At 62.7% G+C, this 24,212-nt stretch carries 26 protein-coding genes; 9 read left to right on the top strand and 17 right to left on the bottom strand.

Annotated elements, in window-relative coordinates; all coding sequences use genetic code 11:
• Nucleotides 1-166 precede the first annotated feature (166 nt).
• Entirely contained in the window at nt 167-1,039 is an 873-nt protein-coding gene (gene olsB / locus AC0L2H_RS02500; RefSeq protein ID WP_473588879.1) for a l-ornithine N(alpha)-acyltransferase, read from the top strand.
• 63 nt (nt 1,040-1,102) lie between these two features.
• Here the strand turns inward: olsB and AC0L2H_RS02505 are convergent, their stop codons facing one another.
• Together AC0L2H_RS02505 and grpE are read right to left on the bottom strand one after the other, a co-directional pair.
• Nucleotides 1,103-1,735 carry a trimeric intracellular cation channel family protein gene (locus AC0L2H_RS02505; protein WP_473588880.1) on the bottom strand — a complete coding sequence of 211 codons (633 nt, stop codon included), beginning with the start codon at nt 1,733-1,735 and terminating at the stop codon, nt 1,103-1,105.
• A 122-nt stretch (nt 1,736-1,857) separates the two neighbouring features.
• A complete protein-coding gene (gene grpE, locus AC0L2H_RS02510) occupies nt 1,858-2,493 on the bottom strand; it encodes a nucleotide exchange factor GrpE (protein ID WP_473588703.1) in 636 nt (211 codons plus the stop codon).
• A 239-nt stretch (nt 2,494-2,732) separates the two neighbouring features.
• Between grpE and AC0L2H_RS02515 the strand changes: the two genes are divergently transcribed.
• Together AC0L2H_RS02515 and AC0L2H_RS02520 are read left to right on the top strand one after the other, a co-directional pair.
• Nucleotides 2,733-2,969, top strand: coding sequence for a hypothetical protein (locus AC0L2H_RS02515; protein ID WP_473588704.1), 237 nt, complete (start codon nt 2,733-2,735; stop codon nt 2,967-2,969).
• A gap of 128 nt (nt 2,970-3,097) precedes the next feature.
• Entirely contained in the window at nt 3,098-4,120 is a 1,023-nt protein-coding gene (locus tag AC0L2H_RS02520; protein ID WP_473588705.1) for a fatty acid desaturase, read from the top strand.
• A 187-nt stretch (nt 4,121-4,307) separates the two neighbouring features.
• Here the strand turns inward: AC0L2H_RS02520 and AC0L2H_RS02525 are convergent, their stop codons facing one another.
• The 6 genes from AC0L2H_RS02525 to cysG form a co-directional block, all read right to left on the bottom strand.
• Nucleotides 4,308-4,928: a DJ-1/PfpI family protein gene (locus AC0L2H_RS02525; protein ID WP_473588706.1), complete on the bottom strand. Its 621-nt coding sequence runs from the start codon at nt 4,926-4,928 to the stop codon at nt 4,308-4,310.
• Nucleotides 4,929-5,050: 122 nt separating this feature from the next.
• Nucleotides 5,051-5,581, bottom strand: a complete 531-nt coding sequence (locus AC0L2H_RS02530; RefSeq protein WP_473588707.1) for a DUF934 domain-containing protein — start codon at nt 5,579-5,581, stop codon at nt 5,051-5,053.
• 27 nt (nt 5,582-5,608) lie between these two features.
• On the bottom strand, nt 5,609-6,373 hold the full coding sequence (locus AC0L2H_RS02535) for a phosphoadenylyl-sulfate reductase (RefSeq protein WP_107651187.1): 765 nt from the start codon (nt 6,371-6,373) through the stop codon (nt 5,609-5,611).
• The gene (locus tag AC0L2H_RS02540; protein ID WP_107651188.1) at nt 6,348-8,018 is read right to left on the bottom strand and encodes a nitrite/sulfite reductase; all 1,671 of its coding nucleotides are present in this window, start codon (nt 8,016-8,018) and stop codon (nt 6,348-6,350) included. The genes AC0L2H_RS02535 and AC0L2H_RS02540 overlap by 26 nt, the downstream gene beginning before the upstream one ends.
• Nucleotides 8,019-8,068: 50 nt before the next feature.
• Nucleotides 8,069-8,362, bottom strand: coding sequence for a DUF2849 domain-containing protein (locus AC0L2H_RS02545; RefSeq protein WP_107651189.1), 294 nt, complete (start codon nt 8,360-8,362; stop codon nt 8,069-8,071).
• On the bottom strand, nt 8,359-9,810 hold the full coding sequence (gene cysG, locus AC0L2H_RS02550; protein WP_473588708.1) for a siroheme synthase CysG: 1,452 nt from the start codon (nt 9,808-9,810) through the stop codon (nt 8,359-8,361). The genes AC0L2H_RS02545 and cysG overlap by 4 nt, the downstream gene beginning before the upstream one ends.
• A 385-nt stretch (nt 9,811-10,195) precedes the next feature.
• Here cysG and AC0L2H_RS02555 point away from each other — a divergent pair, with 385 nt between their 5' ends.
• Nucleotides 10,196-10,645: a baeRF12 domain-containing protein gene (locus AC0L2H_RS02555; protein ID WP_473588881.1), complete on the top strand. Its 450-nt coding sequence runs from the start codon at nt 10,196-10,198 to the stop codon at nt 10,643-10,645.
• Nucleotides 10,646-10,882: 237 nt separating this feature from the next.
• Complete coding sequence (gene ybaL / locus AC0L2H_RS02560; RefSeq protein WP_473588709.1) at nt 10,883-12,661, top strand: YbaL family putative K(+) efflux transporter; 1,779 nt, start codon at nt 10,883-10,885, stop codon at nt 12,659-12,661.
• A 14-nt stretch (nt 12,662-12,675) separates the two neighbouring features.
• On the opposite strand, the gene AC0L2H_RS02565 is transcribed toward ybaL, so the two are convergent.
• Nucleotides 12,676-13,485, bottom strand: coding sequence for an AraC family transcriptional regulator (locus AC0L2H_RS02565; protein WP_473588710.1), 810 nt, complete (start codon nt 13,483-13,485; stop codon nt 12,676-12,678).
• A gap of 215 nt (nt 13,486-13,700) precedes the next feature.
• Between AC0L2H_RS02565 and AC0L2H_RS02570 the strand changes: the two genes are divergently transcribed.
• On the top strand, nt 13,701-14,621 hold the full coding sequence (locus tag AC0L2H_RS02570; RefSeq protein WP_473588711.1) for a zinc-binding dehydrogenase: 921 nt from the start codon (nt 13,701-13,703) through the stop codon (nt 14,619-14,621).
• A 56-nt stretch (nt 14,622-14,677) separates the two neighbouring features.
• Here AC0L2H_RS02570 and AC0L2H_RS02575 read toward each other — a convergent pair whose 3' ends face one another.
• The 3 genes from AC0L2H_RS02575 to AC0L2H_RS02585 form a co-directional block, all read right to left on the bottom strand.
• On the bottom strand, nt 14,678-15,496 hold the full coding sequence (locus AC0L2H_RS02575; protein WP_473588712.1) for a hypothetical protein: 819 nt from the start codon (nt 15,494-15,496) through the stop codon (nt 14,678-14,680).
• Entirely contained in the window at nt 15,493-16,245 is a 753-nt protein-coding gene (locus AC0L2H_RS02580; protein WP_473588713.1) for an SDR family NAD(P)-dependent oxidoreductase, read from the bottom strand. The genes AC0L2H_RS02575 and AC0L2H_RS02580 overlap by 4 nt, the downstream gene beginning before the upstream one ends.
• A gap of 86 nt (nt 16,246-16,331) precedes the next feature.
• On the bottom strand, nt 16,332-18,608 hold the full coding sequence (locus AC0L2H_RS02585; RefSeq protein WP_473588714.1) for a transglycosylase domain-containing protein: 2,277 nt from the start codon (nt 18,606-18,608) through the stop codon (nt 16,332-16,334).
• 689 nt (nt 18,609-19,297) lie between these two features.
• On the opposite strand from AC0L2H_RS02585, the gene AC0L2H_RS02590 reads away from it, so the two are divergent.
• From AC0L2H_RS02590 to AC0L2H_RS02600, 3 genes are all read left to right on the top strand, one after another.
• The gene (locus tag AC0L2H_RS02590; RefSeq protein WP_473588715.1) at nt 19,298-20,047 is read left to right on the top strand and encodes a Crp/Fnr family transcriptional regulator; all 750 of its coding nucleotides are present in this window, start codon (nt 19,298-19,300) and stop codon (nt 20,045-20,047) included.
• Nucleotides 20,048-20,337: 290 nt separating this feature from the next.
• Entirely contained in the window at nt 20,338-20,529 is a 192-nt protein-coding gene (locus tag AC0L2H_RS02595) for a hypothetical protein (RefSeq protein ID WP_473588716.1), read from the top strand.
• Nucleotides 20,530-20,555: 26 nt separating this feature from the next.
• Entirely contained in the window at nt 20,556-20,810 is a 255-nt protein-coding gene (locus tag AC0L2H_RS02600; protein WP_473588717.1) for a DUF6894 family protein, read from the top strand.
• Nucleotides 20,811-20,932: 122 nt separating this feature from the next.
• Here the strand turns inward: AC0L2H_RS02600 and AC0L2H_RS02605 are convergent, their stop codons facing one another.
• From AC0L2H_RS02605 to AC0L2H_RS02625, 5 genes are all read right to left on the bottom strand, one after another.
• Nucleotides 20,933-21,079, bottom strand: coding sequence for a hypothetical protein (locus AC0L2H_RS02605; RefSeq protein WP_473588718.1), 147 nt, complete (start codon nt 21,077-21,079; stop codon nt 20,933-20,935).
• Nucleotides 21,080-21,104: 25 nt separating this feature from the next.
• Nucleotides 21,105-21,359 (bottom strand): GlsB/YeaQ/YmgE family stress response membrane protein, encoded by a 255-nt coding sequence (locus AC0L2H_RS02610; protein WP_097574305.1) that lies wholly within the window; start codon nt 21,357-21,359, stop codon nt 21,105-21,107.
• A 104-nt stretch (nt 21,360-21,463) separates the two neighbouring features.
• Nucleotides 21,464-21,667, bottom strand: coding sequence for a hypothetical protein (locus AC0L2H_RS02615; protein ID WP_473588719.1), 204 nt, complete (start codon nt 21,665-21,667; stop codon nt 21,464-21,466).
• 54 nt (nt 21,668-21,721) lie between these two features.
• Nucleotides 21,722-22,342 carry a ribonuclease D gene (locus tag AC0L2H_RS02620; RefSeq protein WP_473588720.1) on the bottom strand — a complete coding sequence of 207 codons (621 nt, stop codon included), beginning with the start codon at nt 22,340-22,342 and terminating at the stop codon, nt 21,722-21,724.
• A gap of 78 nt (nt 22,343-22,420) precedes the next feature.
• Entirely contained in the window at nt 22,421-23,806 is a 1,386-nt protein-coding gene (locus AC0L2H_RS02625) for a M20/M25/M40 family metallo-hydrolase (RefSeq protein WP_473588721.1), read from the bottom strand.
• Between the last annotated feature and the right edge of the window lie 406 nt (nt 23,807-24,212).

The raw sequence follows: 24,212 nt of genomic DNA on the forward strand, positions 1-24,212 counted from the left end.
TCCTTTCCCCGGAAACCGATTCTGGTTCCCCAGGTCACGCGATAGCCAGCCGACGAAGTATTGCCCGCGAACCCGTATCACGGTACTGTCACAATCCTGTTGCACCTACACCGTATCCCCGTGCCAAGAGGGATGGCTCGAAGGAGAATCACTCGTGCATACAGTTATGCCGGAATGTGACACTCGGCCGAACGCCGGCAGCGCCTTGCTCGTCGGGCGGAATGTCGATGCCGTCAAAGGCGCATCTCTCGGCCGTATCGGCAACCTCGAAGTGCGGCTTGCTCGCAACGAGGCTGAGATCGCCGCCGCCCAGGAGGTGCGTTACCGGGTATTCTATGACGAGCTCGGCGCCAGGAAAGATCTGTTCCAGGTGCAGGACCGGCGCGATGCTGACCGCTTCGATCCATTGTGTGATCATCTGCTCGTCTTCGACACCTCGCTCTCCGGTCCCGAGCACCGCCGCATTGTCGGCACCTACCGCTTGCTGCGCCAGGAGATTGCGGCCGCCGCCGGCGGCTTCTATTCCGAGGGTGAATTCGAGCTGACCAAGCTCATCGCCCGCCATCCTGGACAGCGTTTCCTCGAACTCGGCCGCTCCTGCGTTTTGCCGGAATACCGCTCGAAGCGCACCATCGAGGCGCTGTGGCAAGGCATCTGGGCCTATATCAATCACTACGGGATCGGCGTGATGACCGGTTGCGCCTCGTTCCACGGCACCGTGCCGGCGGCGCATGCCGAAGCGCTGACCTATCTCGCTCATCACTGCCGCACGAACTCCGCCTGGGACGTGCGCGCGGTCGCCGGGCGCTATTGCTCCATGGATCTGATGCCGATCGAGGCGGTCAATGCCAAGGCCGCGATCGCGGCGATGCCGCCGCTGGTCAAGGGCTATCTGCGCGTCGGCGCGCGCATTGGCGACGGCTGCGTCATCGACCGTGAATTCTCGACGGTCGACATCTTCGTGGTGATGCCGGTCAAGGAGATCGGCGCCCGCTACGTCAATTACTATGGCGGGGAAGCACAGCGTTTCGCCGCTTGATCCAGTCATTAGTGAGTAGTAGTGCAGCCTGTCACTACTGACTACTCACCACTCACTCCCTTTTCACGGAATGTCTTCCGGCCGCCGGCCAGGGCGGCTCTTGTAGGATGGAAAGGCCCAGCCGAACTTGAGCGCGCCGCCGCGCACCAGGAATGCCGCGGCGAAGCCCGCCAGGCCCGATGCGAGCGGCGGCAGGCCGGCGAGATCGCCTAACGTAAACAGGGTGGCGCCGGCAAGGGCGGCAGTGACATAGATTTCAGGTCTCAGAAGCACTGACGGCTCACCGGCCAGCAGGTCGCGCAAGATGCCGCCGAACGTGGCGGTGAGCACGCCGGTGACGACGGACACGACCGGCGAGCCGGTGATGGCCAGGCCTTTGGCGGCACCCATCACCGAAAACGCGGCGAGGCCGACGGCATCGAGCCAGAGCAGTAATTTCCAGCGGGATTCGACACGGTGCGCCGCGAAGAAGACAAGCATCGCCACCACCGCGCAGATCAACACATAACCGGAGTTGGCGATCCAGAAGACCGGCAGATTGAGGATGACGTCACGAAACGTGCCGCCGCCGATACCGGTTACGCTGGCCAGGAACAGAAAGCCGATGATGTCGAGCTGCTTGCGCGAAGCGGCAAGCGCACCGGTCGCCGCGAAGACGGCGACGCCGGCATAGTCGAGGAGGTCGATTGGATTCAAGGGCATGAGGCAGTGGGAACTAGGGACTAGGAGTTGGGGAGTATAAATAACACGAAGCCGCGCAATAGATACGACCGCCCTAATTTCCCTACTGCCTGCTGCCTATTTCCTACTCCCCTACCTTACGCATCTTTCTCAGCCTGCTCATTGACCGGGCCGGGCTCGACCGGGGCTTCAGCGGCCACATGCTTGGGACCGCCCTTGGCGACGCCGACCATGGCCGGCCGCAGCACCCGCTCGCCGATCGAATAGCCGGGCTGCACGACCTGGACCACCGTGTTGGCCGGCACCGCCGGATTGGGCACCTCGAACATCGCCTGGTGGAAATTCGGGTCGAACTTCTCGCCTTCCGGCTCGAGCTTCTTCACCCCATGTCGCTCCAGCGCCGACAGCATGGCGCGCTCGGTGATCTCGACGCCCTCGATCAGCGCCTTGAAGCCGGCATCGCCCGACGCCGCCGCCTCGGCCGGAATGGCGTCCAGCGCCCGGCGCAGATTGTCCGACACCGACAGCATGTCGCGGGCGAAATTGGCAACCGCGTAAGCACGCGCGTCGTGAACGTCGCGCGCGGTGCGACGGCGCAGATTCTCCATCTCTGCCGCGGCGCGGAGCGCCCGGTCCTTCAGATCCTCGTTTTCCTTCATCAGCCGCAGAAGCGCTTCATAGTCGCCGTCGGCGCTGCCTTCCGCGCGCTCGGCGGCGGCCTCGGCCGCCTCGATATCCTCGGGCGCGCGTTCGTCTTTTGCCTGGTCGCTCATCGCCGTTTCCCGTTATCTCGAATGGTATGGATTTTGTGCCCGATATCGAGGTTTGGCGGCCAAAAATCAAGGGGCAAGCGATACTGTGTGCCGCCGGCGGCACTTTGCGCGCAGCCGGCACGGACTTTCGATTTTAATTCAAATTTTACTCTAACCGGCGGATTTGCTTGCGGCGATGCTGCGATAGGGGGAACCTTTCTTGTGCTGGGGGAGTTTCGAAGCCGACACAGGATTTTGAGATGACGACCCGCAACAACGCCGCCCGCGACAGGGGCGCCCGCAACAGTAGCGAAAGACGCGAAGGGCTCGACGCCGATATCAGGCGCCAGTTCGGCACGGAGGCCACGACGCGCTTTCTGCGAACGCTACCTGCTTTTCGCACGGAGTTCGACATTCCCGATCGTTTCAAGGAACTGCTCGACCGCCTGGACGGCATCGAGGGTAACTTGGCCACCGGCCAACGCGGCAACCGATAGCAGGCGACTTGGGCTCGTTCGACTGAACCCGAGATGCCCTCATAGTTGACAGTCGCGCGACATTTACGCACAGTAATTTTGCGTGATCTTTGTCTTGCGGCAGCGTCACGCGCCGCCTATGCTTCCTGATGAACATGATTTCCCCCGAAGCTGTGGCTAACAGCAAGCGTGCCTGGTTGAAGATTCTGGCGCGCTACAAGAAGCCCGACAGGCGTCGCAGCGCTGTCGAACTTGCCATCACCCTGATCCCTTTCGCCACGCTGTGGGCGCTGTCCTCGGCTGCCTATTCCTATGGCCATTGGTGGGGTCTTATCCTCATCCTTCCGGCGGCCGGCTTTCTGGTGCGGATCTTCATGATCCAGCACGATTGCGGCCATGGCTCCTTCTTTGCCAACCGCTATGCCGACGACTGGATCGGTCGCGTGCTCGGCGTCTTGACGCTAACCCCCTATGACTGCTGGCGGCGGGCGCATGCCACCCATCACGCCAGCGCCGGCAATCTCGACGAGCGCGGCATCGGTGACATCAAGACGCTGACCGTCGCCGAATACCGGCAGATGTCCTGGCGGGGCCGGCTTTCCTACCGTCTCTATCGTCATCCTCTGGTCATGTTCGGCCTTGGCCCCATATGGCTTTTCATCTTCGAACAGAGGCTGCCGGTCGGCATGATGCGAAGCGGCCTGACGCCATGGGTATCGTCCATGGCCACCAACGCCGCTATCGCGTCCATCGCAGCCGCCCTCATCTGGTTCGTCGGCCTCGGCGCCTTCCTTGTCGTCCACTTGCCGATCGTCGTCCTCGCCGGCTCGGCCGGCATCTGGCTATTCTACGTCCAGCACCAGTTCGAAGAGACGGAGTGGGCAAAGGATTCCGAATGGGAATTCCAGCATGCGGCCCTGCACGGCTCGTCCTATTATGACCTGCCGCGGGTGTTGAACTGGTTCACCGGAAATATCGGCGTCCATCACGTCCATCACCTCTCCGCCAAAGTGCCGTGCTACCGTCTTCAGGAGGTTCTCAGGGACTATCCGGAACTGCGCAAAATCGGCCGCGTCACGCTTCTCGACAGCCTGCGATGCGTGAAGCTCGCGCTGTGGGACGAGAGCCGCAGCAAGCTGGTGTCCTTCCGCGAAGCGCGCATGGCTGTCTAGAACAGCAATAGCCGCCGCACCAAAGGTGCGGCGGCCGTCCCCTGCCTAAGGTGTTGAGATTCAGGTCAGGCTGAGTCGAAAATGACGGTTTCCGAGAACCGGAGCGGAGCGTACTCAAAGTACGTGAGCACCGGAAGCGCAGGAAATCGCCATTTGCAGGCCAGCCTCACCTGAATATCAACCCGCCTTAGGCCGCCTTGCGCTCGTCGCGCATGAGCGCCTTGCCGTCGCGGATCTCGGTGCCGAGAACCTTCAGGCATTCGCGCATGAAAGCGGCAAGGCCTGGCCAGCCCTTGGCCGACACCAGATTGCCATCGACATGGGCGCCGGTCGGCGCGACGTCGATATAGATGCCGCCGGCCAGCGTGACCTCAGGCTCGCAATACTGAAGTGCGGCGACTTCCCTGCCACGCACGACGCCGTCGACCGCGATCAGGATCTGCACACCATGGCAAATGGTGAAGATCGGCTTGCCGGTCTCGTGGAAATGCCGCACCAGCGCCTGTATGCGCTTGTCTATGCGGATATATTCCGGGCCACGTCCGCCTGCCGCATAGACCGCATCGTAGTCGGTAGGGTTCACCTCGGCAAAAGTCTTGTTGAGGATGTAGTCGTGGCCGAGCTTTTCCGTATAAGTCTGGTGGCCCTCGAAGTCGTGCAGAGACGTCTTAAGTATGTCGCCCGCCTTCTTGTCGGGACACACGACATGCACCGTATGGCCAACCGCATGCATGGCCTGTTCAAAGACGAAAATCTCGTATTCCTCGCTGAACTCGCCAACGAGCATCAATATCTTCTTGCCAGCCATTCCCGGTTCCTCCCTTGTGACCACATCTATTTCAATAATAGACCTATCCTAAGGCGCGGATATAAAAGACTCAATCTGCGAATTGGTCCGACCAGATCAGGCAAATCCCGCGCTGGATCCGATCAGCCGGCGCGCTCTCGCCGCCAGGAATATTTGGGGCCTTTGGCCTCTGGCTCGGCGGTCGGCTGATAATACAGCGAAAGTCCACCGGTCCGGCCTTCCTCGAGGCGCTTCAAAAGCACCGGGTTCGACACTTCGAACTCGTCGAAACCGAGGCGCAGCATATGCGGCAGCTGGTCGACCAATACCTGCCCGGTGGCGCGGATCGCGCCCTTGAAATGATAGCGGCTGCGCAGCAGTTCGCCCTTGGAGAAGGAACGGCCGTCATTGAACGCCGGGAAGGCCAGCGCCACCAGCGACAGCTGGTCAAGTAGGTTGGCGATCTTTTCGAGTTGGTCGCCGGGCTGAAGCTCGACGCCGAGACGCTCCTTCGCCGAGCGGCGCACCTCCGGGTCCAACCCGAGGAACGCTTGCAGCGGCAGAATGAAACGGCCATTGCCGGTGAGCGCTTCGGCGCCTTCGGCATGGACCCACTCGTCCTCCCGGAAACCTTGCGGAGTCCAGAGGCGGGTCCCCAATGTTGGTTCGGTCATCAAAACTTCCTAAAGCTAAAAAGAATCCTAGAGTGAGGCGTCGGTCAGCGACTTCTCCAGCCCCGACAGATGGATGCCGCACTCAGTCTTGGCATGCCCGGCCCAGCGGCCGCTGCGCGCGTCCTCGCCCGGCTGTACCGGCTGCGTGCACGGGAAGCAACCGATCGACAGATAGCCATAGGCGACCAGCGGGTTTTCGCGCAACGCATGCGAACGCATGTAGGCGGCCTGATCCGACGTCGTCCAGTGCGCCAGCGGGTTGATGCGGATGCGTGAACCCACCGCCTCGAACACCGGAAGTGCCGCCCGCGTCGACGCCTGGAAGCGCTTGCGCCCGGTGAACCAGGCGCGGAACGGCTCGACGCCCCGCGCCAGCGGCTCGACCTTGCGCACATCGCAGCAGGCGTCGGTGTTGGTTTCGTTCAGATTGCCGGTCGGGTCGATCCGTTCGAGCGCCGCCTCGTCGGGCGTGATCACCCTGACATCGGTCAGCCCGAAATCGGCGACCAGCGCGTCGCGATAGCCAAGCGTTTCCCCGAAATGCTTGCCGGTATCGAGAAAGATGATCGGCAGCGTGCGGTCGATTTCGGAAATCATGTGCAGCAGCACGGCCGAATCGGCGCCGAAGGAGGAAACGGCGGCGATCTCGCCATGAAACAATTCCCGCGCTGACCGCTCGATGATCTTGAGCGGACTCAGGTGACCGTAGAGCGCGTCGAGCCCCGCCGCCTCTGCGGCGACGCCGGCCTCGACGTCGACAATACGGTCAAGCGGCCTTGGCTTCGCCAGCATAGAGCGCCTCCTTGAACGGCGCGGGACCGACACGGCGGTAGGCGTCGATGAATTTTTCCTGTGGATCGAGCCGAAGGCCGAGATAGGTCTCGACGATCTGCTCGATGGCGTCCGTGATCTCTTCCGATGAGAAGCCGCGGCCGATGATCTCGCCGACCGAAGTGTTTTCGTCGGCCGAGCCGCCAAGCGTGACCTGATAGAGCTCCGCGCCTTTCTTCTCGACGCCGAGAATGCCGATATGGCCGACATGATGATGGCCGCAGGCATTGATGCAGCCGGAGATCTTGAGCTTCAACTCGCCGATTTCGCGCTGCCGCTCCAGCGAGGCGAAGCGCTGAGAGATCTCCTGCGCTATCGGAATCGAGCGCGCCGTGGCCAGCGCGCAATAATCGAGGCCGGGGCAGGAGATGATGTCTGATATCAGGTTGGAATTGGCCGTCGCCAGGCCGATATCGACCAGCGCATCGTAGACCGCCTTGAGGTCGGCGCGCGCGACATGCGGCAGGATCAGGTTCTGCTCATGGCTGACACGCAGTTCGTCGAAAGCATATTTCTCGGCGATGTCGGCGACCGCTTCCATCTGGCTGTCCGAGGCGTCGCCCGGCACCTCGCCGATGCCCTTGAGCGAAATCGTCACCGCCGCATAGTCGGGATGGCGATGCGTCACCACATTCTGGTCGAGCCAATCCGAAAAGCTCTTCGAATCGAGCCGGGCCAGCTTGACCGCCTCGTCGCCTTCCGGCCGGTCGCCGAGCTGAGGTGGCGCGAAATAGGCGTCGATGGCGCGGATGTCGGCTTCCGGCAGCTTCAGCTCGGCGTCCTTCAACTCCTGCCATTCGGCCTCGACCTGGCGCGTGATCTCCTCGACCCCGGTCTCGTGGACGAGGATCTTGATGCGCGCCTTGTACTTGTTGTCGCGGCGGCCATAGAGGTTGTAAACGCGCAGGATCGCCGTGCAGTAGGACAACAGATCCGCTTCCGGCAGGAAGTCGCGGATCTTCTTGGCCACCATCGGCGTGCGGCCCTGGCCGCCGCCGATATAGACGGCAAAGCCGAGCTCGCCGGCAGCGTTCTTCTTCAAATGCAGGCCAATGTCATGTGTCTGGATGGCAGCGCGGTCGCGCTCCGCGCCCGTCACCGCGATCTTGAATTTGCGCGGCAGGAACGAGAACTCCGGATGCACGGACGACCATTGCCGCAGGATCTCGGCATAGGGACGCGGATCGGCGGCTTCGTCGGCAGCAGCGCCGGCGAAGTGGTCGGCGGTGACATTGCGAATGCAGTTGCCGCTGGTCTGGATGGCATGCATCTCGACGCTGGCCAGATCGGCCAGGATCGCGGGAATGTCGGACAGCGCCGGCCAGTTGAACTGGATGTTCTGGCGCGTGGTGAAATGGCCGTAGCCCTTGTCGTATTTGCGGGCGATATGGCCGAGCATGCGCAACTGCTTGCTGTTCAGCGTGCCGTAGGGCACCGCGATGCGCAGCATATAGGCATGCAGCTGCAGGTAGACGCCGTTCATCAGCCTCAGCGGCCGGAACTGGTCCTCGGTGATCTCGCCGGCCAGCCGGCGCTGGACCTGGTCGCTGAACTCGGCGACGCGGGCCTGAACGAAATCATGATCGAACTCATCGTAACGGTACATAGTCTGATCTTTCCGGGCGCGTCCGCCCGTGTTTCATCTGATTTGTAGTTTTAAGCCGCCCGGGCAGCCTGCTTGCCCAGATCGTGGCGGATGGTGGGGCCCGCGGCGCGGATCTTCTCGCGCAGCCGCACCGGCTCGACGACGCCATTGACGACGCTCACGTCGATCAGGTTGACGTCGACCACTTCGTTGCTGGCATGAGCCGCCGCACCGATCGCCTCCAACCGGTCCTCGGCCGCTTTGTCGTGGGCAATGTCGGCATGGTCGACCGTGTCGGCCCAACCGCCATCGGCATACCAGACGGCGATGCCGTCGGTTAGGCGGTTTGCAGTCAAAACCTTCACTGTTCAACTCCTTCGGCGGCAGCTTGAGCCGCGCCTTCATGCCTGTGCGCCGCGAGCGGCTCGGAACGTTCAAAATTGGCGCCGGCGACTGCATCGCCAATAATGGTCATCACCGGTCCTGAAAGGTCGGCGCGCGCCTCCAGCGAAGGCAGATCGGCGAGCGTGCCGTGGAAACGGCGGCGGTTGGCAAGGCTGGCATTCTCGACCACGGCGACCGCGGTGTCCGGCGACAAGCCGGCCTCGATCAGCCGGCCGGCGACCTCGGCCGCGACCGAGCGGCCCATATAGACGGCGACCGTGGCGCCGGAAATCGCAAGCTTGGCCCAGTCGGGCAGCGAATTGCCCTTGAGGTCGTGACCCGTCGTGAACACCATCGACGACGACACGCCGCGCAGCGTCAGCGGCAGTTCGAAATCGGCGGCGGCGGCAAACGCCGCGGTGACGCCCGGAACCACCTCATAAGCGATGCCGGCATCGCGCAGCGCCGCCATTTCCTCGCCCGCACGGCCGAACACCAGCGGGTCGCCGGATTTCAGCCGCACGACGCGTTTGCCGTCGCGGCCGAGTTCGATCAGCAGGGCGTTGATCTCGGCCTGGCTCTTGGTGTGGCAGCCCTTGCGCTTACCGACCGGCAGACGCTCGGCATCGCGGCGACCCATGGCGACGATCGCCTCCGGCACCAGCGCGTCATAAACGATCACGTCGGCTTCCATCAGCAGGCGATGAGCGCGCAGGGTCAGCAGGTCTTCCGCACCGGGGCCAGCCCCAACCAGAGCGATGTGGCCCGAGACCGGTGCGTTCGAGAGCAGCAGGTCGACGGCGGCATCATTCGCCTGCGACAACGCGCCGGCCTCCATGGCACGGGCTGGCGCGCCGCCGAAGAAATCGCTCCAGAAGCGGCGGCGTGCATTGCCCTTGGGCAGCAGTTTCTCAGCGGCGCCCCGGAAAGAAGCGGCAAGTGCGGCAAGCGGGCCGAGCGACGGCGACAGCATACGGTCGATGCGGCTCCGCAGCATCTGGGCAAGCACCGGGCCTGCCCCTTCGGTGCCGATGGCGATGGCGACCGGCGCGCGGTTGACCAGCGCCGGGGTGAAGAAATCGCACAGTTCCGGCCGGTCGACGGCATTGACCGGAATGCCCAACCGGCTGGCATCCTCGACAACGCGGAAGTCGAGCGCTTCGTCGCCGCTGGCGGCAAACACCATCACCACGCCTTCGAGATGCGCGACATCGTAGGCGGCGGCGATGTGGGTCGCGCCGGTGGCAGTGATGAAGGACAGCAACTCGGGTTCGGGGGCGTCGGCAATGATGCGCAACGCGGCGCTCGACTGGCCGATCAGTCGCGCCTTTGCCAACGCCTGCTCGCCGCCGCCGACAATGGCCACGGCTTCGCCTTCGACCCGCAGGAAGATTGGGAAAGCATTGAGCTTGGGCGTGGCTTGCGACATTGGGGATGGAATCCTGAACACGCGGCCAGTTCTACGCGCGAGCGCGAAAAAGCAGAAGGAACGCTCTCGCGCATCACTTTGAGGGAAGCAATCGCTTTTCTGCAAGCCTAACAGCCGGGAGAAAAATATTCCACATCGCCATTCCTGGCGGATCGAAGCCCCTGTCGCGGGCCTTGATCTCAGGCTCTTTTAGCGACAGGCAGCGCGCGCCACAAAACGGATTTTTCTAAATTCTACCAATCTACTAGATTAAAGTCGCCTCTGGAACATTCCCGCCTCGGCGCGCGTTTGCCCTGTGCAACCGAGCCTGTCCGTTCGACCGCCGCGACGGCCTTGGCAATGAGCCGAGAAGCCGGGAATGAAACCAGCAAAAGAGGAGCGCGCCATGGACAATTTGAAGCTGAAACATGGTCTTTGGATCGTGGTGGCCGATGGCGAGAAAGCGCTGTTCCTTCGCAACGAGGGCGACACGCTCCATCCGAACCTGCAAGTGGTGCAGGAAATGGAGCAGGACAATCCCGCCAGCCGCGAACAAGGCAGCGACCGGCCCGGTCGTTACAATGATGGTCCTTCCATCCACCGTAGCGCGGTCGAGGACACGGACTGGCACCGTCTCGGCAAGGAGCGTTTCGCCGACGAGATTGCCGAGCGGCTATACAAGCTCGCCCATCGCGGCACGTTCAAGGAGATCGTGCTGATCGCGCCGCCGCAGGTGCTGGGCGAGATGCGCAGGAAACTGCACAAGGAGGTTTCCGAGAAGATAGCGGCGGAAATACCGAAGACACTGACCAATCACACCGTAGCCGACATCGAGACCCTGCTGCAGGCAGCCTGACCGGGCACCGCAGCGCACAACCGACTTTCCGCATCGACCGCCAACAGACCGGAGCACGCTGCCGTGGCGGCTGATCGGGGTCTGACGCCGCCAGATCTCCGTCTTTCGCCGTCTTTGCCATAGATTTCATGGCATTGCGGGTTGCCTCATGGCCAGCCCTGCCTCCATATTGCAAAGGCGGCGGCTTCGGGCGGCGCATACCCGACATTGCGATTTCTGAAAGGCGCTCCATAGACCATGCCGCATGACACGCCCCTTATCGCCACCATCGTCGCCGGTCTGGGGCTGGCTTTCGTCTTCGGCGCTCTCGCCAACCGCTTTCGCATTCCGCCGCTGGTCGGTTACCTCGTCGCCGGCGTTCTGGTAGGACCGAACACGCCCGGCTTCGTCGCCGACGCCGGCCTTGCCAATGAACTGGCCGAGATCGGCGTCATCCTCCTGATGTTCGGCGTCGGCCTGCATTTCTCGCTGAAAGATCTGTTGTCGGTCCGCGCCATCGCCGTGCCCGGCGCCATCGTGCAGATCGGCTTTGCGACGGCGCTTGGCGCCGGCCTCGCCTGGCTGCTCGGCTGGTCGATAGGCGCCGGACTGGTCTTCGGCCTGGCCCTGTCGGTCGCCTCGACGGTGGTGCTGTTGCGCGCCCTGCAGGAGCGGCGGCTGATCGAGACCGAACGCGGCCGCATCGCTGTCGGCTGGCTGATCGTCGAGGATCTCGCCATGGTGCTGGCGCTGGTGCTGTTGCCGGCGCTGGCCGGCGTGCTCGGCGGCCAGCAGCAGGTCGAGACCCACGCCAGCCTGTTGTCGCTGCCGGCGAGCTACGGCATCTGGGGCGTCGTCGGCATGACGCTGGCCAAGGTCGCCGCCTTCGTCGTGGTCATGCTGGTGGTCGGCCGCCGGGTCATTCCCTGGATCCTGCACTATGTCGCCCATACCGGGTCGCGCGAACTGTTCCGGCTGGCGGTTCTGGCCATTGCGCTCGGCGTCGCCTTTGGCGCCGCCAAGCTGTTTGGCGTGTCGCTGGCGCTGGGCGCTTTCTTCGCCGGCATGATCATGAGCGAATCCGAACTCAGCCACCGGGCGGCCGAGGAATCGCTGCCGCTGCGCGACGCCTTTTCCGTGCTGTTCTTCGTCTCGGTCGGCATGCTGTTCGACCCGTTCAGCCTGATCGACAACGGCTTGCCGATCCTGGCGACGCTGGCGATCATCGTCATCGGCAAATCGCTGGCGGCCTTCGTCATCGTCGTCGCTTTCCGTTATCCGCTCGGCACCGCGCTGATGATCTCGGCCAGCCTCGCCCAGATCGGCGAATTCTCCTTCATCCTGGCCGAACTCGGCGTCGGCCTGAAGCTGTTGCCAGAACAGGGCCGCGACCTCATTCTGGCCGGCGCCATCCTGTCGATCCTCCTCAACCCGCTGATGTTCCTCGCCCTCGACTGGATGAAACCATGGCTGGAGGAGCGCTCCGCCAAAGCATCGCCACCGGTCGAGGCAAAGCCGATCGGTCCGGCGACGCAGCCCGGCCAGGTGGCTTCGGTCGCTGTATCTGAGACGGCGGATGGTCCGCCGCCCAGGACAGCGCTCGTCGGCCACGCCATCCTGATCGGCTATGGCCGGGTCGGCAGCCTCGTCGGCGCGGCGCTCAAGGAAGCCGCCCTGCCCTTCCTCGTCATCGAGGATGCCGACAAGACGCTGGCCAGGCTCAAGGCGGACGGCATCGAAACCGTCGCCGGCAATGCGGCCAATGCCGATGTCTTCGCCGCCGCCAATCCGGAGGCCGCCAAGCGGCTGATCCTGGCCATCCCCAACGCCTTCGAGGCCGGACAGATCGTGCTGCGCGCCCGTGCCGCCAACCCAGCCATCAGCGTCATCGCGCGCGCCCATTCCGATGCCGAGGTCGAGCATCTCAAGGGGCTTGGCGCCGACACGGTGATCATGGGCGAACGCGAGATCGCGCGTGGCATTGTCGAAGAGGTGCTTGGTCACAAGCCAGGGGCGGCTGAACCGTCCGCTGCCTGAGCGATCCTGCAGGATCACGCGACGAATGCAGAGCCGCCATTTCGAGCGATACTGCCGAGGTACTTTGCCGGCGGCTTGCCAAGCGCCTTCTTGAACATGGTGATGAAGGCCGTGACGGAACCATAGCCGAGATCGCCAGAGACCTGCTGTACGCTGGCACCGGAGGCCAGCTCTCGAATTGCGACGATCAAATGCAGTTGCTGGCGCCAGCGCCCGAAGCTCAGCCCCGTCTCCTTTACCACGAGGCGGGCGAGACTGCTTTCGCTGAGCGCAACGCGGTTGGCCCATTCCGCCAGTGTGCTGCGGTTAGCGGGGTCTTGCGCCAACGCTTCGGCGATCCTCTTCAGGCGAGGCTCGGATGAGATCGGCAGATGCAGCCGCTGGACAGGCATACGCGGCAGTTCGCTGAGCAGCGCCCTGATCAAAAGCCCGTCCCTCGCCTCATCATCCTCCACGCTATCGGACAGTTCGATAATCAGTTCGCGCAACAGTGGCGAGATCGAAAGGGTGCAGCACCGGTCCGGCAGATCGACGGCTCCCGGTTCAATGTAGACGAAGAAAATCCGCGCATTGGCGGTCGCAACATTGCTGTGCTCCATGTCGCCGGGAATCCACACCCCGCAATGAGGCGGCACCATCCACAGGCCGCTGGGCACGTGGCATGTGACGCCGCCTCCGAGCGCGAAGACGAGTTGACCCTTGCGGTGCCGGTGGGCGGGTACCTCCGCCCTGCTCTCGGGGACGTCGACGCGCACGGCAATCGCCGGCGTGGAAGGGTCATCCACATCGACGTCGAGCCAAGGGTAACGGAGGGATTGTCTCATGATTGACTGTTTTTAGAGATTAAATTCCTAGATATCCAGATTATTCGAGAGGGAAATCGATAGGTTCCGCTTGTGAATTAGCACCCTGGAGCGTGCGGCGCTGGCGACCTTTTCTTCGCCAGCGGCCGCCGGCGCTCCAAAGTCGAACCAGCAAGACCGGGCATACAACTGCCCGAAGAGCTGCGCGTCCACCGCGCGGCAGTGAGGTATGAACCATGCTCGCCCTCGTCATCTCTTCCGATAGCGCGACCGGACTGGGGATCGCGGAACTCGCCGAGCCTCAAGCGGCCTCGAACGAGGCGCTTGTTTCGGTCCACGCAACCTCGTTGAACCGCGGCGAACTGCGCCTGCTCTCCATACGTCCGAACGGCTGGATACCCGGCCAGGACATCGTTGGGGTTGTCGAACGGGCAGCAGCCGACGGCTCCGGGCCTGCCGTGGGCGCCCGGGTTGCGGCTTTGGTCGACCAGGCCGGCTGGGCCGAGCGCGTCGCCGTTCCGACCGACCGGCTCGCCGTCCTGCCGGATGACGTCAGCTTCGCTTCCGCCGCCACGCTTCCGGTCGCGGGCACGACGGCGCTGAGGACTTTGCGCCATGGCGCCGACCTGGCCGGCCAGCAGGTCCTGATCACCGGCGCAAGCGGTGCGGTCGGTCGTTTCCAGATCCAGATCGCCCGCGAGCAGGGCGCGTCGGTGACCGCGATCGCCGCCGCCCGGCATGCCCACGACCTCCGCGGCCTTGGAGCCGGGCAAGTAGTCGAGTCGATCAAGCTGGCCGAGGGACCGTTTTCGCTGATCACCGAGTCAGTCGGCGGTGAAAGCCTCGCACACGCGATCGAACGCGTCGCACCTGGCGGGGTCATCGTCATGTTCGGTTCTAGCAGCGGTGAACTCACACCCGTCGGATTCCGCCAGTTCGTTCCGGGTCACGAGGGGGCGAGGCTTCAGACTTTCGCCTACTACGCCTCTGGTCCGAGCATTGGCGCCGACATCGCCTCGCTGCTCGCTCTGGTCGCGGCTGGCCGGCTGGAAACCCGTGTGGCCTTGACCGTGCAGTGGACGGACATCGCCCAAGCCCTCGACGCACTGCGACAGCGCAGCATCAGCGGCAAGGCTGTTCTCACGATAAACGGATGAACAAACCTGCCGATAACGCAGGCGCCGACACGATGATCAGCAGACCGCGCCAAATGCTACTCTTTCACAATCGTGAGGCCTGCGTCGATCAGCAGCTTTCTGATTTTTTGAATGTCTTCGGGCGGAACATCCCACTGCCATGTGACAGGCGAGAGTTGCCGTAGAGCGCCGTAGGCGTTTTCTTCAATCCAGTGCTCCAATCGCTTGCCGTCCAACCGGCGGTCCAGATGCCCCTGTGACAACAGGTTGAAAGGAAACACGTCGCGAAGATTTTCGTTCAGACATCGTTTGTCGCTATCGGCACGGAATGTTCGGCCGAACGCGAAGGATTGCTCTCTCATTTGCGCTGGCGGGCCGTAGAGCGTCTTATCGACCGTCGCGAAGCGAGAAGATGATGAGCCTTTTGCGAATGCTCTCGGTCCCCAAAAATATGGCATCGAGAGGCCAATCCCATAGATCGGTTGCAGCTCGTCGCAGACAAATTGGAGGATTCTCTGGAACGTCCCTTTCAAATCCGCGACTGCAGCCTGGTCTATGTGAATCTCGAACAGCCTGAAGCGATCGATGGAACAACCAATTTCTATCGCAAAGTCCGACAACACATCGGGGCTACGCTTCCACAGATAGCCAACCGAGTCCCAATTTTTCTTGCTTATGACGTCGCGCTTTACAAAATTGCCGTAGAGATAGTCCTTAGCCGCTGTGCCATCGACAACGGTGGCCATGTCAGGCAAAGAGCCAATGATTTCCACGACTTGATCCAGCACTTCGCGTGCCCGATGAATGCTGAGGGTTGCGGCCCACTCATAAATCAGAAGCGACTCAACGACGTTGGTTTCCGTGAACCGCTCATATCGGCCAATCTGCTCGCTCACACGTGCTGGCCGCCATTGATGTGGATTTCCGAACCCGTCACATAGGACGCCTGCTGCGAGCACAGGAAGAAGATAATGTCGGCGACTTCCGCCGTGGTGCCGAGCCGTCGCAGCGGAATCGTCTCGACGATCTTGTCCGTTCCCGGCGACAGGATCGCCGTATCGATCTCGCCCGGCGCAATCGCATTGACGCGGATGCCGTGCGGGCCGAAATCATGGGCCATTTCGCGCGTCAGCGAGCCGAGTGCCGCCTTCGATGTCGCATAGGCGGTGCCGGCAAAGGGATGCACGCGGGTGCCGGCGATCGAGGTGACGTTGACGATCGAGCCCTTCGCCGACGCCAGTTCTTTGAACAGACCCCGCGCCAGCATGATCGGCGCGAAGAAATTGACCTGGAACACGTCGCGCCAGACATGCATCGGCGTGTCGATCGAGTTCATCCGGCTGTTGCCGTCCTCGAGCTTCGGCGAAATGCCGGCATTGTTGACCAGCGCATGCAGCTGGCCGCCATGCGCTTCCAGCCGATGGCGGATTTCCGAGACGGCGACGCCGACATCCTCCTGGTCGGCGAGATCGACCTTGATGTGGTCTTCCGGCCCGGCCGGCCACGGGCAGTCCTCGGCGAATGCCTGGCGCGAGCAGGTGATGACGCGCCAGCCCTCGCGTGAAAAGCGCTTGACCGTGGCATGGCCGATGCCCCGGCTGGCGCCGGTCAGCACGATCGTCTTCCTGGTGTCGGTCTCGGCCATGTCGCGGTCTCCAACCGGAGATGTAGCCGAACACGGCAGCGGTGGCGAGGGGTGGATCAGAGCAAGATGAAGTTGGGTTTAGCCGTTCAGCCCCCGGTGAGGATGTCGAGGATCGAGGTCTGCCGCTTCTTGACCGGGCCGCCGACATTGCCGGGCGGCACCGGGTGCTTGATCGATCCCGTGGCGCCGTCATTGCCCGGCATGCCGAAGCCGCCGGCATCGACCGTTTCCGCGGGACGCGCAGCGCGCACCGGCGCCTGTGCGGGCGCAGCAGCGCGCGCCGGGGCAGCAACCGGCGCCGATTGACCGACGGATACCGAAGGTTGCGGCGCCGGCTGGTTGTCAGCTGAGGGAATATCGTCGGGGACGATCGTATCGGGCGGCGTCGATTTCCATGTTCCGGGCAGCGGCCTGACCGGCACGCCTTCGTGTGCGGCGACCATGAATTCGTGCCAGGCCTGCGCCGGCAACGCGCCGCCGGTGACCTTCTTCATCGCGCTGCCATCGTCATTGCCGAACCAGACGCCGGTGGTGAGGTTGGCGGTGTAGCCGACGAACCAGGCATCGCGCGAATTCTGGCTGGTGCCGGTCTTACCGGCCGACGGCCAGGCGAAAGCCGCCTTCCTGGCCGTGCCGACCTCGACTGTGCCTGTCATCATCGAGTTCATCATGCCGACGATCTCGGGTTTGACGACGCGCGGCGCGCTGCCGCCATTATTGTCGTAGAGCACCTTGCCGTCGGTCGTCGTCACGCGGCGGATGAAATGGACGTCCGGCCGGTAGCCGCCATTGGCGAAGGGGACATAGGCCGACGTCAGCTCCAGCGGCGTCACTTCCGAGGTGCCGAGCGCGATCGACGTGTTGGCCGTCAAGTCGGACTGGATGCCCATGCGATGCGCCGCCTCGACCACCGCGTCGGGTCCGACTTCCATGGTCAGCTGGGCGGCCACCGAATTCAGCGATTTCGCCAGCGCGGTGGCCAGCGTCACCTTGCCGAAATACTTGCCGCCGTAATTGTCGGGCGTCCATTTGCCGATCTTGATCGGCGCATCGTTGCGCACGCTGTCGGGCGTCCGGCCGGCTTCCAGTGCCGCCATGTAGACGAAGGGCTTGAACGCCGAGCCCGGCTGGCGGCGCGCCTCCGAGGCGCGGTCGAACTGGCTGGTCGAATAATCGTAGCCGCCGACCATGGCGCGCACCGCGCCGGAATTGTCGATCGACACCAGCGCGCCCTGGCTGACATTGAGTTTCTTGCCGCTCGCGTCGATCAGCCTGCGGATCGATTGCTCGGCGAGCTTCTGCAAATTCAGATCGACCGTGGTGTCGACGACGATGTCGCCGCGCACGTCGCCGATCAGGTCGGGCAGTTCTTCCATGATGGTGTCGGCGACATAGTTTTCCGAGCCGGTCCAGTAGGACGGCGAACGGGTCGCCGGCGCGCTCATCGCGCTGGTCAGCTCCTTGGCGCTGATCTTGCCTTCCTCGCGCATGGCGGCGAGCACCAACTGCGACCGCTCCTCGGCCGCCTTCGGGTCGCGCGACGGCGACAGCCGCGACGGCGCCTTCAAAAGACCGGCCAGGAGTGCCGCCTCCGACAGCGTGACATCGCGTGCGCTCTTGCCGAAATAGCGGCGCGAGGCCGCCTCAACGCCATAGGCGCCGGAGCCGAAATAGACCCGGTTGAGGTACATTTCGAGGATCTGATCCTTGGTGTGCTTGTGCTCGAGCCACAGCGCCAAAAGCACTTCCTGCACCTTGCGCTCCAGCGTGCGGTCGGGCGTCAAAAACAGGTTCTTGGCCAATTGCTGGGTCAGCGTCGAGCCGCCCTGCGCGAAATGTCCACCGAGAACGTTGGTGACCATGGCCCTGGAAAGACCGATCGGGTCGATGCCGAAATGCGAATAGAACCGGCGATCCTCGATGGCGATGACGGCCTCGGGAATATACGGCGACATTTCATGCAGGCCGACGGCTTCGCCGCCGCTCATGCCGCGATTGGCAAGCAACTGCCCGTCGACGGAGACGATCTTGATGTTGGGTGCGCGGTCGGGGATGGCCCAGGTGGTGGCAGCCGGCATTTTCGCGCCATAATAGACGACGATGCCGGCAGCGGCGATGCCGCCCCAGATGGCCAGCACGAAGCACCAATAGACCAGGCGGCCAAGCACGCCGAACAGGCCGCGCCGGCTTTTGCCGCGCCCGCGACGCGACGATTTCGCCCTGGCCGATTTACCTTTTGCGGCGCTCTTGCGGTTGCCAGGCACGACGCGGTCCTCCTCGCTCACCGAAAAGCCGGCCGATGATTTCGCCCCCGGCGCTCCCTCGAAGCTGGGTTCGATGCGGCTGTCTTTGCGGTTCGCCATGCGCTGTGCTGTCTGTCCCAATGCCTATGGCGCTCGGCGTGAAGAGTAGATGCGGCGATTTAAGGGCGCGTTAAAGCACGAAAATGCCAGCCTCTTGAATTGATTTGGAGATTTCGAAATCCATTCGCTCGCGAGGTTGGGACGGTTCAACCTCCCAAGAAGGCAATCGTCCCGACCGGTTTTACATACGCGGCAAACGCGATCGCCCAACGGCGTTCGATCTGCGGCTCGGTTCGAAAGGATTCGCTAAAGGATGTACGAAAGCGTACAATATTGTGTCGTCAGCAGCACGGTACGGGCGTTGACGCTTGGGAGCGACCATCGCACTCCTGCCCCAGCGCGAGGCATGGGATGTCATGGCGAAAGAACCCGAGCGCCCTGGTCTGGCAGCCGAAGCCGCCCGCGCACTTGCGCGGGAATCGGGCGCCACGGAACAGCAGATACATGAAATAGTATCGCTGGTTGGGTTCGATCGCGCCTCTATCCTCCGGGAAGCTCGTCTTCTAGCGAAGAATGGATAGTCCACGAACCTTACGGTTTTTCCACAGCAGTAATTGTCGGTTTTATACCAACAGGACCGCTTGCCTAGTGCTGCCTGTGGGACGGTCTATGGTTCGCCACCGTCCGCTCGTTCGACGGGCGCGACCGGCTGAGAGATCCCGATGCTCTTGCCCAGCGGAGAGTGTTTCGTGGATCAGAAGATTCTGCAAGCCAGGAGCGAATTGCTGCGCCGCATGAGCGCCGACGATTTCGCGCGGCTGAGGCCGCATCTCCAAAGTGTTTTCCTGGAGTTGCGATCGCCCCTGGAGAATGCGGGGCAAAAGATCGAATCCGTTTATTTTCTCGAAAGCGGGATCGCCTCCGTCGTGGCAAGGACTTCGGCAGCGGCGGAAGCAGAAGTGGGGATAATCGGCTTTGAAGGAATGACCGGTTCGGCCCTGATCATGGGAGACGACCAGGCGAGCCTTGATTGCTATGTCCAGTCGACAAGCGAGGCGATACACATCGGCGCCGGCCCATTCGTCGAGGCCTTGCAGGACAGCCCTACCTTGCGGGCTTTCTTGCTGCGTTACGTCCAATATTTCCACGTTCAGACGAGCTACACGGCATCGGCCAACGCGCGGCAGAGCCTGGAGGTTCGGTTGGCCAGATGGCTTTTGATGTGCAGCGACAGGACCGTCGGCGACAGGCTTATGATAACCCACGAATTTCTCTCCATCATGCTGGGTGTCCGACGCCCCGGCGTAACTGTGGGGCTCCAGATAATCGAGAGCCATGGCTATATCCGTGCCCGCCGTGGAGAGATCACGATCCGCGATCGGGAGGGCCTTCGGAAATTGGCGAAAGAGTCTTACGGCCCTCCTGAAGTCGAATACCGTCGGCTGGTCGGAGATCTGGGTTCAAAGAACCCTTCGAGGCAGGAACGTCCCCCCACCTGACCATCGATATGTTTGTACGGGTTGGAAGTAGCTGCTGGTCCGCGACCGGGATCGAGGCAAATTGCAAATGGCCGACGCGATGGTGCCAGTGAAGGCAGCATTGCCTGAACCCGCGTCGGCCACTACGGCGCACTTTGGGGGTTTGCCGTCTAACCAAGCTAACACGCACCAAACGGCCGGCAATGATGCGCCCGGCTTGGTAAAAAACGTACAGAAAAGTGATCTTGAAAGCCCGGTTCAGCCAAACATATAAATTTTTACGGCGCAATTTCTGAGCGCGGGGCAATGCGGTGGGCGGCACGGTCAAAGAAGGCGCAAGCCTGACAACGGTTGAGGTCGTGGAAGCCTGCGGCGAATGGTTCGTGCGCGTAGTCGAGGACGGCAAGGAAGACAATCGATCCTTCGATCTGGAATCTTATGCTCTCGCTTTCGCCGAGGGCCAGCGGCTGCGGCTCAAACTGGCCGAAATCGTGCGACTTTAGGCACCTCAGAATATTGAACCAATTCCGTGGTTCGGCTGTTTGAGGTGATGCCGCGCTATTTCTTCGACTTTGTCGACACCAGCGAAGCCTATTTCGACGACGAGGGGACGGAGCTTCCAGACTTCGACGCCGCGAAGGACGAAGCGGTAAGGGCGCTCGTTGAAATAGTAAAAGAGGTTTTGCCGGACGGATCATATCGCGAACTGGCGTTCAAGGTCCGCGACGAGCGCGGCAACCAGCTTATGCAAGTCGTGATCAAGTTCGAGCTGCAGATGCCGTAACCGGGGCCGGCTGGATCATCGATTTCAACCGGAAGAAGCCAGCGTCTGTTACAGACGGGAAAGCTGAGCCGGCCCCACGACTCGTACCGAACGGCCACCATGGCGCGGCTGACCCAAAGCGATCAGTTCTGCTGGATCGAAATGCCCTTGTCGTCGATCTTGAGCTCCACGCCCTTCGGCTTGGTCTGCTCGCCGTAGACATAGATGCCGAGCGCTACGACCACGACCAGAAGCGCGCCAACGAGAAGATAGAGCGTATTCTGTTTCATGGCGCGCCCTTGTTCATATCGAGCATCATGCTCGCTTCAGGACCTTGACCAGCACCAGCAGGATGACGGCACCGATCGTGGCATTGATGATGGCGGCGATGGTGCCGCCGCCAATGGCGAAGCCCAACCTGGGGAAAAGCCAGCCGGCGATCAAGGCGCCGACGATGCCGACAACGATGTTGCCGATCAACCCGAAGCCGAAACCCGAGACGATGAGGCCGGCGAGCCAACCGGCGATGGCGCCGATGATGATGAAAACGAGAAGGCTTTCGATACCCATAGAGCGTTCCTCCGCGAGAAGAGGCTGCAGCGGAAAATCCGAATCAGCCTCGATATCAACGGCTTCAAGCTATGCGAAAGTGACCGGTCCCGCCAGCGGCGGCGTCATTCGTCGTCGCTGCCTTCGGAGGTCGGCCGCCAGCTCGTCGGATCGACCCGCTTCTGGGTATCGCTGTCGATATAGGTCCACCAGCCCGCATCGCGATACTGTGCGATGGATTCGTTGATCACGCCGTTGCTGTCTTTCCAGTAGATGGTGACCTTGGAACCGTCCTTCGGCGCTGTCTCGATTGGTTGACGGGCAGCCATCTCATCCCCTCCATGGACCGACGGAAACGCCGGGGAGCACGCCCGGTTCCGTCATCAACTATGTGCAAAAATATCCTCTTCGTCCCAGCCCATCAGGTCGAGCTTGGCACGCGTCGGCAGGAAGCGGAAGCAGGCCTCGGCCTCCTTCGTCCGGTTCTCGCGCGCCAGCCGTGCGCTCAGCACCTCGCGCAGCCGGTGCAGGTAGAGCACGTCGGAGGCGGCGTATTCGAGCTGCTCGGGCGACAATGTCTCCGCCGCCCAGTCCGACGATTGCTGCGCCTTCGACAGGCCGACGCCGAGAAGCTCGAAGCAGATATCCTTCAGCCCGTGCCGGTCGGTGTAGGTGCGGGTCAGCCGCGAGGCGATCTTGGTGCAGAACACCGGCTCCGCCATGACGCCGAAGGCGTTGTAGAGCACGGCCAGGTCGAAGCGGCCGTAGTGGAACAGCTTGGTCACATTGCGGTTCCTCAACAGGCTGACCAGGTTCGGCGCCCTCTTCTGGCCGGGCGCGATCTGGATGACGTCGGCCGAGCCGTCGCCCGGTGAGATCTGCACCACGCACAACCGGTCGCGATGCGGGTTCAGCCCCAGCGTCTCGGTGTCGATGGCGACCGCCCCGACATTGTAGTGGGCAAGGTCGGGCAGGTCATTTTTGTGGAAGCGGATGTCGCTCATCGTCTTCTCCGGTGAGGGCGTGCATCGTCCTCGCCGCGATCCGGCGAAAAATCAACAAAAACTTGTCTTTCCACCACTTCAGCTTTTCAGCGCATCGAGAATGCGCGCCCAGGAGCGCTGTCCCTTGTGGAAGGAACTCATCTCGTATTTCTCATTGGGTGAATGGATGCGGTCGTCGTCGAGGCCGAAACCGACCAGCAGGGATTCGATGCCGAGATAGGTCTGGAAATCGCCGACCACCGGGATAGAACCGCCGCTCCCCGTGGTCACCGCCGGCTTCGGCCATTCGTCGGACAGCGCGTTCTTGGCCTTGGCGAGGAACGGCGAGTCGTAGGAGAGCTGGATTGCCGGCGAACCGCCATGCGGATGGAATTCGACCGAGCAATCGGCCGGGATACGTTCCCGTACGAAGGCCTGGAAAGCAGCGCGGATCTTCTCGGGGTCTTGCTTGTGGACCAGACGGAACGACACCTTTGCCGAGGCTTCCGCGGCAATCACCGTCTTGAAACCCTTGCCGGTATAGCCGCCGGTGATGCCGTTGAATTCGGCAGTCGGCCGCGCCCAGGTGAGTTCGAGCACCGAGCGGCCCTTTTCGCCCGAGGGGATCGACAGGCCGACCGGGCCGAGGAAGGTCTCGGCGGTCTCGCCCAGCGTTTCCCACGATTTCAGTACCTGCGAAGGCGTTTCCTCGACGCCGTCATAGAAACCCGGAATGGTGACATGGCCGTCCTTGTCGTGGATGTCGGCGAGGATCCTGGCCAGGATGCGGATCGGATTGGCCGCGGCGCCGCCATAGAGACCGGAATGCAAGTCGCGGTCGGCGGCTTTCACCGTGATCTCCTCGCCGACCAGCCCGCGCAGCGAAACGCAGATCGAGGGCGTATCGCGGTCCCACATGCCGGTGTCGCAGACAAGCGCGAAATCGGCCTTGAGCTCGGCCGCGTTTGCCTCGAGGAACGGCTTCAGCGACGGCGAGCCGGACTCCTCCTCGCCCTCGAACAGGATCGTAATGCGGCACGGCAGGCTGCCATGCACCTGCTTCCAGGCGCGGCAGGCTTCGACGAAGGTCATCAACTGCCCCTTGTCGTCGGCCGAACCGCGCCCGGTGATCACCTTGTGGCCGGGCCCGATCTCCTTGACGGCGGGCGCGAACGGGTCGTTTTCCCAGAGCTCGATCGGGTCGACCGGCTGCACGTCATAATGGCCGTAGAACAGCACATGCGGCGCGCCCGCCGGGCCTTCGTGATGCGCCACCACCATCGGATGGCCTGGCGTGTCGCGCATATTGGCGTCGAAGCCGATCAGCTTGAGCTCCGCTACCAGCCATTCCGCCGCTTTGCGACACTCCGCGGCATAGGCCGGATCGGTGGAGATCGACTTGATCCTGAGCAGGCCGAACAGGCGCTCCAGGCTCTGGTCGAGGTTGTTGTCGAGACGGTCGAGAACGGGGGAAACTGCTGACATTTTCAAAGCCTTTCGATTCAGAACCGGCACCGTAAAGGCAGGACTGGAAAACGAAAAGCCCGCGATCGTTGGACCACGGCCGGTGAACGCCTGGCAACGTGAATGCCTGGCAAAAGGCAAAAAAATGCCGCCGTGGTGGAGGGGGAACCACGGCGGCCTTTACTCGAAACGATGCGGCAGCCCGGAGAGGGGGGATAGGCTGCCGCAAGTGTCCGGGATAGGCGGGGGACGGGCCTTGCTCCGGACGTCGGCGAAAAACTGCCGATGCCCTCTATCTGTGTCTTCGAACGTGGCGATTCAAGGGCACCAAAATTACACTTTTGTAACGTGCCCGTGATCGGCCCGGCCCTCGGGCTGGAAACCACATCAGGTGGCCAGTTCTGTCAGGGTGTTGCCGGAACCGGTG

Source organism: Mesorhizobium sp. WSM4871, assembly GCF_055811295.1.

What these genes read in the sequence shown, in the direction of transcription:
- AC0L2H_RS02530 (WP_473588707.1), bottom strand. Translation starts at nt 5,581, where the DNA reads ATGACCGAACCAACATTGGGGACCCGCCTCTGGACTCCGCAAGGTTTC.
- AC0L2H_RS02540 (WP_107651188.1), bottom strand. Translation starts at nt 8,018, where the DNA reads ATGTACCGTTACGATGAGTTCGATCATGATTTCGTTCAGGCCCGCGTC.
- AC0L2H_RS02615 (WP_473588719.1), bottom strand. Translation starts at nt 21,667, where the DNA reads ATGGCTGCCCGTCAACCAATCGAGACAGCGCCGAAGGACGGTTCCAAG.
- AC0L2H_RS02605 (WP_473588718.1), bottom strand. Translation starts at nt 21,079, where the DNA reads ATGAAACAGAATACGCTCTATCTTCTCGTTGGCGCGCTTCTGGTCGTG.
- grpE (WP_473588703.1), bottom strand. Translation starts at nt 2,493, where the DNA reads ATGAGCGACCAGGCAAAAGACGAACGCGCGCCCGAGGATATCGAGGCG.
- AC0L2H_RS02515 (WP_473588704.1), top strand. Translation starts at nt 2,733, where the DNA reads ATGACGACCCGCAACAACGCCGCCCGCGACAGGGGCGCCCGCAACAGT.
- cysG (WP_473588708.1), bottom strand. Translation starts at nt 9,810, where the DNA reads ATGTCGCAAGCCACGCCCAAGCTCAATGCTTTCCCAATCTTCCTGCGG.
- ybaL (WP_473588709.1), top strand. Translation starts at nt 10,883, where the DNA reads ATGCCGCATGACACGCCCCTTATCGCCACCATCGTCGCCGGTCTGGGG.
- AC0L2H_RS02520 (WP_473588705.1), top strand. Translation starts at nt 3,098, where the DNA reads ATGAACATGATTTCCCCCGAAGCTGTGGCTAACAGCAAGCGTGCCTGG.
- AC0L2H_RS02585 (WP_473588714.1), bottom strand. Translation starts at nt 18,608, where the DNA reads ATGGCGAACCGCAAAGACAGCCGCATCGAACCCAGCTTCGAGGGAGCG.
- AC0L2H_RS02610 (WP_097574305.1), bottom strand. Translation starts at nt 21,359, where the DNA reads ATGGGTATCGAAAGCCTTCTCGTTTTCATCATCATCGGCGCCATCGCC.
- AC0L2H_RS02625 (WP_473588721.1), bottom strand. Translation starts at nt 23,806, where the DNA reads ATGTCAGCAGTTTCCCCCGTTCTCGACCGTCTCGACAACAACCTCGAC.
- olsB (WP_473588879.1), top strand. Translation starts at nt 167, where the DNA reads ATGCCGGAATGTGACACTCGGCCGAACGCCGGCAGCGCCTTGCTCGTC.
- AC0L2H_RS02555 (WP_473588881.1), top strand. Translation starts at nt 10,196, where the DNA reads ATGGACAATTTGAAGCTGAAACATGGTCTTTGGATCGTGGTGGCCGAT.
- AC0L2H_RS02620 (WP_473588720.1), bottom strand. Translation starts at nt 22,342, where the DNA reads ATGAGCGACATCCGCTTCCACAAAAATGACCTGCCCGACCTTGCCCAC.
- AC0L2H_RS02570 (WP_473588711.1), top strand. Translation starts at nt 13,701, where the DNA reads ATGCTCGCCCTCGTCATCTCTTCCGATAGCGCGACCGGACTGGGGATC.
- AC0L2H_RS02580 (WP_473588713.1), bottom strand. Translation starts at nt 16,245, where the DNA reads ATGGCCGAGACCGACACCAGGAAGACGATCGTGCTGACCGGCGCCAGC.
- AC0L2H_RS02565 (WP_473588710.1), bottom strand. Translation starts at nt 13,485, where the DNA reads ATGAGACAATCCCTCCGTTACCCTTGGCTCGACGTCGATGTGGATGAC.
- AC0L2H_RS02525 (WP_473588706.1), bottom strand. Translation starts at nt 4,928, where the DNA reads ATGGCTGGCAAGAAGATATTGATGCTCGTTGGCGAGTTCAGCGAGGAA.
- AC0L2H_RS02535 (WP_107651187.1), bottom strand. Translation starts at nt 6,373, where the DNA reads ATGCTGGCGAAGCCAAGGCCGCTTGACCGTATTGTCGACGTCGAGGCC.